Source organism: Staphylococcus sp. HMSC063A07 (genome assembly GCF_001836955.1).
GTDB classification, from domain to species: Bacteria; Bacillota; Bacilli; order Staphylococcales; family Staphylococcaceae; genus Staphylococcus; species Staphylococcus lugdunensis.
Genome location: NZ_KV830907.1, coordinates 38,065 through 50,594 on the forward strand (window position 1 = coordinate 38,065; position 12,530 = coordinate 50,594).

The 12,530-nt window shown below is 32.8% G+C and carries 13 protein-coding genes; 6 read left to right on the top strand and 7 right to left on the bottom strand.

Annotated features, from left to right (window positions below; translation table 11 throughout):
• Positions 1–44: 44 nt before the first annotated feature.
• From HMPREF2597_RS02070 to agrA, 6 genes are all read left to right on the top strand, one after another.
• On the top strand, positions 45–668 hold the full coding sequence (locus tag HMPREF2597_RS02070) for a nitroreductase family protein (protein ID WP_002461413.1): 624 nt from the start codon (positions 45–47) through the stop codon (positions 666–668).
• A 134-nt stretch (positions 669–802) separates the two neighbouring features.
• Complete coding sequence (locus HMPREF2597_RS02075) at positions 803–1,588, top strand: carbon-nitrogen family hydrolase (RefSeq protein ID WP_002477923.1); 786 nt, start codon at positions 803–805, stop codon at positions 1,586–1,588.
• Between the two features lie 627 nt (positions 1,589–2,215).
• Complete coding sequence (locus HMPREF2597_RS02080; protein WP_070817133.1) at positions 2,216–2,782, top strand: accessory gene regulator AgrB; 567 nt, start codon at positions 2,216–2,218, stop codon at positions 2,780–2,782.
• 2 nt (positions 2,783–2,784) lie between these two features.
• The gene (agrD, locus tag HMPREF2597_RS02085; protein WP_002477921.1) at positions 2,785–2,928 is read left to right on the top strand and encodes a cyclic lactone autoinducer peptide AgrD; all 144 of its coding nucleotides are present in this window, start codon (positions 2,785–2,787) and stop codon (positions 2,926–2,928) included.
• 21 nt (positions 2,929–2,949) lie between these two features.
• Positions 2,950–4,239, top strand: coding sequence for a quorum-sensing sensor histidine kinase AgrC (gene agrC, locus HMPREF2597_RS02090; RefSeq protein ID WP_002477920.1), 1,290 nt, complete (start codon positions 2,950–2,952; stop codon positions 4,237–4,239).
• Between the two features lie 12 nt (positions 4,240–4,251).
• A complete protein-coding gene (agrA, locus tag HMPREF2597_RS02095; protein WP_002461418.1) occupies positions 4,252–4,968 on the top strand; it encodes a quorum-sensing response regulator AgrA in 717 nt (238 codons plus the stop codon).
• A gap of 91 nt (positions 4,969–5,059) precedes the next feature.
• Here agrA and HMPREF2597_RS02100 read toward each other — a convergent pair whose 3' ends face one another.
• The 7 genes from HMPREF2597_RS02100 to HMPREF2597_RS02130 form a co-directional block, all read right to left on the bottom strand.
• Positions 5,060–6,034, bottom strand: coding sequence for a carbohydrate kinase family protein (locus tag HMPREF2597_RS02100; RefSeq protein WP_002477919.1), 975 nt, complete (start codon positions 6,032–6,034; stop codon positions 5,060–5,062).
• Positions 6,035–7,519: a sucrose-6-phosphate hydrolase gene (locus HMPREF2597_RS02105; RefSeq protein ID WP_002477918.1), complete on the bottom strand. Its 1,485-nt coding sequence runs from the start codon at positions 7,517–7,519 to the stop codon at positions 6,035–6,037.
• Positions 7,520–7,618: 99 nt separating this feature from the next.
• The gene (locus HMPREF2597_RS02110; protein WP_002461422.1) at positions 7,619–8,569 is read right to left on the bottom strand and encodes a LacI family DNA-binding transcriptional regulator; all 951 of its coding nucleotides are present in this window, start codon (positions 8,567–8,569) and stop codon (positions 7,619–7,621) included.
• Positions 8,570–8,668: 99 nt separating this feature from the next.
• The gene (locus tag HMPREF2597_RS02115) at positions 8,669–9,913 is read right to left on the bottom strand and encodes an ammonium transporter (RefSeq protein WP_002477917.1); all 1,245 of its coding nucleotides are present in this window, start codon (positions 9,911–9,913) and stop codon (positions 8,669–8,671) included.
• Positions 9,914–10,107: 194 nt separating this feature from the next.
• Positions 10,108–10,332 (bottom strand): sulfurtransferase TusA family protein, encoded by a 225-nt coding sequence (locus tag HMPREF2597_RS02120; RefSeq protein ID WP_002461424.1) that lies wholly within the window; start codon positions 10,330–10,332, stop codon positions 10,108–10,110.
• A gap of 16 nt (positions 10,333–10,348) precedes the next feature.
• A complete protein-coding gene (locus HMPREF2597_RS02125) occupies positions 10,349–11,443 on the bottom strand; it encodes a YeeE/YedE family protein (RefSeq protein ID WP_002461425.1) in 1,095 nt (364 codons plus the stop codon).
• Positions 11,444–11,862: 419 nt separating this feature from the next.
• Positions 11,863–12,498 (bottom strand): redox-sensing transcriptional repressor Rex, encoded by a 636-nt coding sequence (locus tag HMPREF2597_RS02130; protein ID WP_002461426.1) that lies wholly within the window; start codon positions 12,496–12,498, stop codon positions 11,863–11,865.
• Between the last annotated feature and the right edge of the window lie 32 nt (positions 12,499–12,530).

The following is a 12,530-nucleotide window of genomic DNA, read 5'->3' on the forward strand; positions in this document are numbered from 1 at the left end:
TATCTATTATACTAAGTATATTAAAAGGCAAAGGAGTTTTTAAAATGGGTTTATTTAGCAAAAATAGTGAAAAATCATTTCTAAATGCTATCGAGGGAAGACGTACAGTCTATAATTTAAAAGAAAGCATTTCTATTAGTGATGAGGAATTAGAACAAATTATGACTCAAGCAATAAAACATGTGCCCTCCGCTTTCAATTCACAATCAACACGCATTGTCTTATTATTGAATAATAAGAATAAACAATTTTGGGACAATACTAAAGCTGTATTAAAAGAAAAAATGGGTGCTGATCGAGACTTCACTGCAACTGAACAAAAAATCGATAACTTTAAACATTCTTACGGTACAATATTATATTTTGAAGATCAATCTGTAGTTAAAGGGTTACAAGAACAAATGCCTTCTTATGCAGAAAATTTTGCGATTTGGTCAACACAAGCAAACGCAATGCATCAATTTGCGATTTGGACTGCTCTAAGTACAAAGGGTATTGGTGCTTCACTCCAACACTACAATCCACTGGTTGATGCAGTAACACATCAAGACTTTGATATTCCTGAAACTTGGGAATTAATGGCTCAAATGCCATTTGGAGATGTGCGTGAAGAACCTAATGAAAAAGAAATTCAACCTGTCGACGCACGCTTTCTTGTACGAAAATAATCCATAGCATTATAAATAGCTTTTTATATAAACGAGGGCAGAATAAATCAAAATTGATTATTCCTTGCCCTCTTTTTGCGTTTCTTTATTGTTTTTAGTAAATTAGATTTAACAATCACCTAAGGAGTGATACGATGAAACTTCAACTTTTACAATTTAACGTTGCTTATGCAGATGTGAATGCAAATGAACATAAAATAAAAACATGGTTTTCGAATTCTTTACAACAAGACACTGATGTCGTGATTCTACCTGAAATGTGGAATAATGGATATGCATTAGAGCAACTAGAAGAAAAAGCAGATTTTGATTTAGAAAGAAGTACAGATTTTATTAAAAATTTAGCACTACAATATCAAGTAGATATTATTGCTGGGTCTGTATCAAATAAGCATCATGACCACATATTTAATACTGCATTTGCAATTGATAAAACTGGTAAAGTGATAAACCAATATGACAAAATGCATTTAGTTCCCATGTTAGATGAACCAGCATTCCTAACTGCTGGTAAAAATGTTCCAGAAACATTTAAATTATCAAACGGTGTAAAAGTGACACAAATGATTTGTTATGACTTACGATTTCCTGAATTACTAAGATATCCTGCAAGAAGCGGTGCGACAATTGCATTTTATGTTGCACAGTGGCCAAGTGCACGTCTTAACCATTGGCAAGTGTTGCTAAAAGCACGTGCAATCGAAAATAATATGTATGTAATAGGATGTAATGGTTGTGGGTATGATGGAAAAACGCAATATGCCGGACATTCCGTGGTTATTAATCCTAATGGCGAAATCATTCAAGAATTATCTACCACCGAAAAAGAACTTACAGTTACTATAGATATAGATGCAGTTGAACAACAACGTAAAGCAATACCTGTATTTGACAGCTTAGTGCCACATTTATACAAATAAACAAATAAAAGTCGTGAGTTTGGGAGTGACTCACGACTTTTTTCGCTTATTAAGGGAATGTTTTTACAGTTATTTTCAATAATAATTTGGGGATGTTATTAATTATGAAAATCTTCTGACTAGAGTAACACTAGTATAATAATTACCTTCTACAGTTAAGTAGCTAAGCGTAATTATCTACATTGAGCCCTACACAACTCAATGTTAGCAATTCATCAATTATCATTAAGTTGGGATGGCTTAACAATAATTAATCAATTTAACGAAGAAAACATAGTTAAGAATGAATAACTTCTATTATTGAGAATATACAGCTCCAACAACTTACTACAATCATTGTTGGAAAATTGAAAAGCTCATCGTAGCTACAATCCAATTAGTTTTCAAAAAGCTTTATCAATATCTATCACATCTCTGTGATATGTCTATATTAAAACATGATAATTACATAAATAGTCTAAAAATTCTCAACTAATTCATTTTTATTCTTAACTGTATCTTAAATATGTTAAAATTAAACAAAGAACATATATATAACATATTTGTATGCGAATTAAACAGTTAGGCATTAATGATCAAATGAATTGCGTAAAATTGTATAATGATACCAAGGAGCGTGACGCTAATTTGAAGGCGATAGACAAAAAAATTGAAAGATTTGCTAGATACTTGCAGCGTCAAAACAATCTAGACCATATTCAATTTTTGAAGATACGCCTAGGCATACAAGTCGCATTAGGTAATTTTTTCAAAACTATTGTTACTTATGGTGTTGCTCTTTTATTCCATACCTTTCTTTACACATTAATTACACACTTAACGTATTTTTTCGTTAGACGTTTTGCGCATGGTGCACACGCAAGGTCATCATTGTTGTGCCACATTCAAAATTTAGTTTTATTTGTGGCATTACCTTGGTCAATTGTGCATTTTCAAGTGTCTTGGACATTCATGATTTTGCTAGCATTTATCGCATTCATAATTATTATATGTTACGCACCAGCGGCAACTAAAAAACAACCCATACTGCCCCATCTTAGAAAGAAAAAGAAAAGAAATGCTATTCTTATTTCAAACTGTTTCTTGGTGCTATCGTTGTTAGTAAGTGAGCCATACATGCAATTAATAGCTTTAGGCATGTGCATTGAAGCTATTACGTTATTACCAATATTCTTTTCCAAGGAGGAAACGTAATCATGAACTTATTAAGCGGATTATTTACAAAAGGGATTAGTGCAATTTTTGAATTTATCGGAAACTTTTCTGCTCAAGATATTTGTAACGCTTATTTTGATGAGCCAGAAGTACCACAAGAATTAATTGATTTACAAAGAAAGTAATTAATAGAAAGTGTGTAAAGAATGGATTTATTAAATAGTATACCATTGTCAATTTTTCAATCTTTAATGTTGTTATTTGTTGCTAAAATAGTAGCCGATATTAAATTTCAAATGAGGGATTATTTTGCCATTTTTGGTATCATAATCCCTTCAACTATACTGTTTGGCGTGATAGGTAGACAGTCTTTAATATTTTTGATAATTGGATGTTTAATATTCTTTTATTTGAAAATAGGCTTATATTCCGTTTTAGCAATCTTTGGTTCTGCGCTTATTATGTATGTTAGTAATTATATTTCTGTCATCCTTAGTGTAATTGCTGATTATTTTTCTTTAAGTTATATAGTTCAAATAATAATAATATTAGTTTCGTTTACTCTAATATCAATAATTTGTGCTTATTTCATTAGGTTTCTAATTAATAAGCTAAAAAAAACCTATCTGTATTTCAATAAAATATACATATCAGTAATATCTATTTTCCTTATTTTATCTTTGATCATGCTCTATTTATACACGCAAATATTTAAACAAGAATATCAAGATTTAAAAATATTTGCGATTATTTTTGTAGGAATATTGTTTTTCCTTGCAATTTTTATCATCGTTATTACATTCTCTGTACATAGGGAGATGCAGTATAAGCGTAATTTAAAAGAGATAGAAACATACTACGAGTACACGCTGCAAATAGAATCGATTAATAACGAAATGCGTAAGTTCCGTCATGATTATGTTAATATTTTATCTACCATGTCTGAGTATATACGCGAAGATGATATGCCGGGTTTAAGAGAATATTTTAATAATAATATTGTATCGATGAAAGACAATTTACAAATGAATTCTATTAAAATTAATGGTACAGATAAGCTAAAGGTTCGTGCCATCAAAGGTCTTGTGACAACCAAAATTTTACAAGCGCAAGAAAAAAACATTCCCATCAGCATTGAGGTTCCAGAACTAATTGAACATATTGAAATGAACACAGTTGATTTAAGTCGAGTGATTGGCATTATCATTGACAATGCCATTGAAGCTTCAGAAAGTTTAGAAGATGCATTAATCCGCATTGCCTTTATAAAAAATGAGGATTCTGTGTTATTTATTGTAATGAATAAATGTAGCGATACAACGCCCAAAATTCATGAACTTTTTCAAGAGAATTTTTCTACTAAAGGCAAAAATCGTGGTTTAGGTTTATCTAATTTAAAAGAAATTACAGATGCAACACCAAATACGTTACTTGATACTACTATTGATAATGGATATTTCATACAAAAAGTAGAAATTTTAAATAATATACCATAAGGACGTGAAGACATGAAGATTTACATTTGTGAAGATGATGTTAAACAACGTGAAAATATGGTTGAGATCATCAATAACTATATCATGATTGAAGAAAAACCAATGGAAATTGCTTTAGCTACAGATAATCCTTATGAAATTTTAAAAATGTCAAAGGAAAATGAGGATGTTGGTTGTTATTTTTTAGATATTCAATTAGAAGCTGACATAAACGGTATCAAGTTAGGTAGCGAAATAAGAAAGTATGATCCGATAGGTAACATAATTTTTGTTACAAGTCATAGTGAGCTGACATATTTAACTTTTGTTTACAAAGTATCGGCTATGGATTTTATTTTTAAAGATGACCCTGCCGAACTTAAAACTCGTATTATCGATTGCCTTGAAACCGCACATACGCGCTTAAAGTTATTGTCAAAAGAACGTACCGTTGAAACGATAGAGCTTAAGCGCGGTAGTAATTCTGTATATGTGCAATATGATGAAGTGATGTTTTTTGAATCATCAACAAATTCACATCGATTGATTGCACATTTAGATAATCGTCAAATTGAGTTTTATGGTAATCTAAAACAAATTAGTCAAATCGATGATCGTTTCTTTAGATGCCATAATAGTTTTGTTGTCAATCGACACAATATCTCTTCAATCAATTCAAAAGAACGTGTTGTATATTTTAAAAATGGTGAACATTGTTATGCATCAGTACGCAATGTTAAAAAAATATAATTATTAGTTAACATGAAATAATGGGTGGCGGACAAAATCTTGACAATAAATCAGACTTTGTCCACCACCCATTAATATTCACAGAAACGCTCTAGCTAGTTTTTTTGTTTAATTGTTGTTTAACTTCTTCTAAGGTTGGAATGCTTTCGATAGCACCATATTTTGTTGTTACAGTTGATGCAACACAATTACTAAATTCTAATATCTCTGCGCCATCTTGTTCAAGCTGTTGTGTCACTGGTGTATCTTCAGCTAATAATAAGCGACTTATAACTGCTCCAATGAATGCATCTCCAGCACCTGTTGTATCAATAGCTTTGACTGTAAATCCCTCGTGATAGATATGTTTACCATTTTTCAAATAGATGGACGCACCATTGGAGCCAGCAGTATAAATTACCGCTTCCACGTGCCCTTTAAATAAAGCTTGAATACCCGCTTCTAATGATGATTCACCAGTAATAAATTCAAGCTCTTCGTCAGAAACTTTGACAATATTTGCTTTAGGAATAAACTCATTTATTGCCTTTTTACAATCTGCTGCATTTTTCCATAAAGGTAAGCGAACGTTTGGATCAAAAATAATCGTTCCACGTTGCGCTTCAAACTTTTCAATGAGTTTATAATGCGCTTGTTTCATATCACTATCTATTAAATCTACTGAACAAAAATGCATGATATCTTCTGATGACACATCAATTTCTTCAACATTGTCTGGATGATATAGCATATCTGCAGATGGTTTTCTGTAAAATGAAAAGTCACGCTGTCCATCTTCCTTTAAACTGACAAAAGCTAATGCTGTGTTAGCGACGTCAGTACGTTTTATATGAGACGTCCCTACGCCAATTTGTTGTAACGTTTCAACAATAATATCACCAAATGCATCTTGACCCAACTGCGTTATCATATGAGCTTGCCCTCCAAGACGCGCTACTGTGCTCGCGACATTTGCTGGTGCACCACCCACTTGTCTTGTAAATCCTGTAACATCTTTCAATTCCGAATTAACAACATTTGGAATAAAATCAATCAATGCTTCTCCAATAGCATAAAGGGTTCTCATTTATTTTTCATCCTTTAACTCATATTTTGTAAATTTTAAATAAACTTGACCTGATTCGGTTGACGTTTTAATACCTGTTGCCTGCTCATCTGGGAATATCCGTGAAGTTAACACCCGTTCTCCGTTATTACAGAAAATTTCTATACTTGATGTATCGACAAATATTTGTAATTGGGATAATGGTGTATCTAAAATCGTACTTCTTGTTGTTCCCTTAACCGGTTCTGGTAAAGCACCACTATCACTGCGATCTAATGTTAACCGCTGACTTTGTTTATTATAAGTAATCAGCGTGCTATGTTGTTTTGATGTTCGCAATTCAAAATAAACTTCGGAAGCTTCATTTTCTAGAATATCAATTATTAATTCATAATGTAGTCCCTCATATGGATGTAACTTTGTTGTGAATTTATTTGCATACCCTTCAGCTGTTTCTTCATTATGACGTAACTTCTGTAACGCTGGTAGCGGACGTTGAATAAGTTTACCTTGTTCAACTGTTAATACTCTTGGTAATGTTAGGCAATGTGCCCATCCTTCGTCATCTGTTGGATAGTGCGTATCAGGCATACCCATCCAACCAATGAGAATGCGATTACCTTGTTTATCTAAAAAGGTTTGTGGTGCGTAAAAATCAAATCCATAATCAAGCTCCTTAAAATCTTGATGCTCAAATGCTGGCTTTTGAATATCCAATGTTCCTAGTAGATAGCCTGATTGGTAGATGTTATTAAAGCGCTCTCCTTCAGGGGAAATACCTTGAGGACAAAATAGTAAAACGTCAGTCTGATTAAGATTGAAAAAATCCGGACATTCCCACATATAACCAAAGTTCGATAACTGTGTCGCTATTTCACCTACAAACGCCCATTCATTAACCTGTTCTTCCATTTTATAAAGTAATAAGCACGCATTTTCTTGTTCGTTTTGAGCTGCGATAATCATAAAATATTGCCCATCTTTTTGAAAAACGTTTGGATCTCTAAAATGTTGTGTATATCCCGTTGGTGGTGCTGGAATAACTGGTTTTTCAAACTTTACTGCGTCACCATATTCATCAACTTTAGCTAACATTTGGCTAGAGTGTCGATTCCACTCTGAATCTCTATGATTTCCGGTATACATATAGTAAAGTTGACCGTTGTATTCAAAAGCACTTCCACTATATACACCATGACTATCGTATGCAGTATCTGGTTCTAAAATGGGGCCGTGCGGGGTAAAACTTACTAAATCCTTACTAGTATAATTAAACCAATATTTCAAACCATGAACAGCTCCTAATGGAAACCATTGATGTGATACATAATAAGTCCCATTATAAAATATTAAACCATTAGGATCATTTAAAAGTCCTGTTTCAGGTTGAATATGATACGTTTGTCTATAATGTGAAGCATCAACTTTTTGTTTCAATTCAATTAATTGTGATTGAGGAACATCATCGATACCTTGATAGCGTTGTTCTCTTGTCCATTCACTCATGATTTACCTCCATCAATTTGTTGTTACTTATTTTCATTCATAGTTTATCACTTAGATGGTATCGGTTCCATCCAAAGACAATAACAAATTTAGTTATTTTTATAATTCTACTGGTATGACTGTCAGTAGCTGTGCATCATGATGATTTATGAGCCGATGCAATTGAGATAAAGCTTGTTGACCCGCTTTAAAATAATGATACATTACCGTATTGATTTGCGGTGTCACAATTTGTGTTATTGGATCTCCTCCAAAGCCATATATTTTATGTGGTATTAACTTGTGATGAGGTTGCGAACAATAACTATGTATAGCCAAGGCAATTGTATCTGTAGCTCCTATAATAGCATCTGCAGTGTGTACTGATTGTAGATGCAATTTCACATCATTCTTAGCTTCCATAAACTGGAATGATGTTTTAAAAACTTGGACGTCAATATGGTTCAAAGCTAAAATATCAAGTACACCATTTTTACGTTGTTGGCCAACTGCTTTATCTTCTTCAGTGACACCAAAGAAGTAAACTTGTTTGTAATTTGCTTCAACTATTTGGCGTCCTACATAACTACCAGCTAAATAGTCATCATGAATAATACTATTAACGCCAGAATGTTCTTGACCAACTAAAATAACCGGCACATTTATCTTATTAATTACATCTAAATGTTGTGGCGTGATACGCGTTGCCATTAAAATAATACCGTCAACCTTACTTCTTGATAGTGTCTCTAGTGCAATAATTTCTTCTGATAAATCCAGTCCGGTATAATTAAGCAGTAATTGATATTCTAACTCTTTACAAACATGTGCAACGCCTTTGATAGTTTCATCTACAGCATGTGAATTCATACGTGGAATAATCGCACCAATCATTTTTGTGTGTCTAGCACGTAAACTTTGTGCAAATTGGTTAGGTTGATAATCTTGCTCTTTGATTATTTTGCTTAATTTTTCTTTTGTTTTTGTACTTACCGATCCATTGTTTAAGTAGCGAGAAACTGTACTTTTAGAAACACCAGCTAATCTGGCAATATCTGCTATATTTTTCATCTTCGTCACACCTAATCACTCTGTTTCTCTTTTATATCTTATTTTATCATAAATGTAATCGCTTTAAATACTTTTTATCTATACTTAAGTCTTAAAAATTTAATGCCTTTTGTTCAATTTATTTAATTCTCCATAGAAATAGGCTTTTTCTCCGTGCACAATCTGATCTAATCCTACTTCATCCTCCTCAACTGTAGTTGCAATAGGGCTTATTCTTTGTAATATTCTACCGATAATCCATGTCAAAAGGATAGAATACAATACTACTATAACAACAGCAATACTTTGGATAAATATTGGGTGTAAGTCTCCATTATATATTAAGCCATTTGTAATGTCCGAATTTACTTGATGGGATTGAAAGATGCCTGTCAAAATGGCACCAATAATGCCACCCACGCCATGTATTCCAAATGCATCAAGTGTATCATTATATTTATACTTTTCTTTAATATGATTAATAACTATATAGCAGAAGATACCTCCTACAATTGAAATGATATAGGCGCTAAGTGTAGTAACATAGCCAGCAGCTGGAGTAATTGTGACTAAACCAGCAAGCACACCTGATAATAATCCAAGTAAACTCAGCTTCTTAGTTATAATATATTCAAATACTAACCAACCAAACGCACCTCCACTAGCTGCGATAACAGTATTAATAAATGATGTAAGTGCAACGCTATTAAAAGCAAATGCACTTCCGGTATTAAAGCCATACCAACCCATCCATACTAAAATCCCACCTATCAAGGCAATAAGTAAATTGTGAGGTTTGATTTTCTCAACTTTCTTGCCACTACCTATCATAATGGCTAGCACTAAGCCTGAAATACCTGATGTAATATGAACGACTGTGCCGCCTGCATAATCAAGTGCACCTAATTGTTGAATCCAACCACCACCCCACACCCAGTGTGCAACTGGACTATAAATAACAAGTACCCAAATAAAAATAAATATCATAAATGGAAAGAATCTCATTCGTTCAGCAATTGAACCTGATAAAATTGAAATAGCAATCGTACAAAACATCATTTGAAAAAGCATGAATAATGCAAACGGAACATGCGGACTAAGTTGACTATTAATTTCAAAACCAACATGTTGCAATCCTATAAAGTCAAAATTACCAATAAACATATTCCCTTTTCCGAAGCTTAACGAAAACCCAAGCAAAACCCAGGTAAACGTTACGATCACCATGGCTGTCAAACTTTGCATCACTGTATTAAGTACATTTTTAGAATGTACAAGACCACCGTAAAATAAACTTAACCCCGGTGTCATTACCCATACGAGTAATGTACATAAAAATAAAAATATTGTGTCATCCATCTTCATAATTACCACTTCCTTTAAAAATATCATAATGATACTCTAAAAAAATGACAAAAATACGTAAGATAAATTAACACAATATGTAACATAATATAACAAGGTGGATCGAAAAATAAACTGTGAAGTACAAATGTCTGAAGGTTCTTCACAGTTTATTTTAACCATTGTTTATTTTTTATATCTATTTAAATCTTACTTTAAGCTTTTTGAACTGTAATGGTCCATGATGCATCATCTAATTGTTCATAGTTTGTCACTGGATATCCTTGTTCTGCAGCCCAGTTTGGAATTGCTTCTGTAGCTTGAGTGCAATCAAAGTCAATCTTTAGTTCATCACCAGCATCTAATGTTTGCATTTTCTTTTGTGCTTCTATCAATGGAAATGGACAAACCATTCCTACTGTACCTAATTCATATACCATATACTATTCCTCCTATTTATGATGATAATTGTGTTTGAGATACTGTTTTATTCGCTTTTTTATCTGTTTGCTGTATTTGTTTCATTGGTCTTATAAAAATAAAATAGCTTGTAAACCACACGCCTAAAATCATTGCAAAAAGTGCAATCCAACCTTTCCACGACATTATAGCTGTTTCTACTAAACCATTTCCTATTGAACAACCACCTGCAACAGAAGCACCGAAGCCCATGCATATACCTCCTACTGCACTATTTCGAATCGTACGTATATCTGGTAAGCGCCATTTAAATTCATGTGCACCTCTAGCTGCGATGTATGATCCTATAAAAATACCAAGAACCAGTAGTACGCCCCAGTCAATAAGTTTTGAATCACCAGTAATGAGATAAGTTACAAGATTTGCAGACGGCGTAGTTATCCCTAAGCCATAATCTCGTCCAGTTGAAATACTCATTGGCCACGCTAATAAAGCAATTAAACCAACAACAATACCAGCTACAAACGGATGATAGCGTTTTTCAAACAAATAATGTCTAATACCGTGATATTTTTGTTTTAATTTTGGAACTGCTACCTTAGGTTTGGGTTTACGCAATGTTTTAATAACAACATAAAGTGTGATAATAGTAAGTACAATGACAAATATCCACATTGGAATACCGGTTGTTTGTGCCATACTTGCATTTACATTTGTAGGTTGATTTACCCAAGTCATCACAGGTAATAAAATGCCCGTTTTTGTTGCTGCAGCTGTTAAAGCATACATGATTAATGCGATCCAACTTCCAATCAATCCCTCGCCTGCTCTATACCAAGTCCCTGTTGCACAGCCACCAGCTAATACTATACCGATACCAAATATAAATGAACCGATAATAGTTCCTACTATTGGGAATGTACTATCTGGTATAGCAAACAATCCTAAACTTGTTAAGATAACTAGACCGACACTCTGTACGGTTATTGCTACAAGTAGCGCATAAAACATCTTATTATTTTTTTGTACATACATATCTCTAAAGCCACCAGCAAGACAAAATCTTGTCCGTTGCATTACAAAACCTAATAATACTCCTACAATAAGACCACTAATAATCATCCAAATCATTCAATCCCTCTTTTCCGATAATAATAATAAGATATTATACATTACTGTGTTAGTAACTGTAAATATTGAAAATGAGAAATTCAGATAATTAAATTCATTGTTAAACGTATTAAAGATCATGGATAACTATTGAAAATTGTATGATTAAAACTAAGACCACTTCTAATAATATTTTTTCTGTACATACCCCCCTCAGAAAACCTACTGCCGACACAGTATTAAAGCATTTGAGTGACCAAAAATTAGATAAATGATTGCTAAATATAATGCTACAATTAAAGCTAGAAATATCATAACTATCTTTTAGCGATTCTAATTTGAAAGCATAAAAAAACAGTAATAATATTTTCTTTAAATTTAAAAAGCGTAACAAAAGTCTTTTTGACTTTCATTACACTTCCAATATATATTCTCTATAATTATGAATAGTTTTTCATAAAGAAAAGTAACGACTGTAACTCAATTCCGAAATCAATATGTTGTACCTGAACCGTAGATGGTGCTTTAACGCGACGTGGAGTGAAATTTAAAATGCCTTTAATATTCGCATCAACTAATTGATTGACAACATCTTGTGCCGCTTTTTCTGGCGTTGTCAAAATTGCAACATCGATATCTTTTTTAGCTAATATTTCTTTTAAGCGGTCAATATGTTTTATAGTTACTTGGCCGATTTGTTGACCAATCATCGTTTCATCAATATCAAATGCTTCAGTAATCGTCATTTCACTATGAATCGAAAAATTATAATTAAGTAGTGCTTTACCTAAATTACCTACACCTACAAGTGCTATTTCTATGGTATCACTATCACTTAATTCAGATTTAAAAAATTCTAACAAGCCATCAATATTATAGCCATATCCTTTTTTACCTAGCTCACCAAAATAAGAAAAATCGCGTCTAATCGTAGCTGAGTCAATATTCAATGCCTCACTGATTGTCTTCGAATTTACGCGGTCATATCCTTTTGATTTAACCCTTTGAGCAAATCTATAATATAGCGGTAAGCGTTTTAAGGTTGCTCTTGGTATTTTGACACCGTCTTTAGCCATCTTTTTGTCCCCCTCTTGTTTGAATGGTTTAT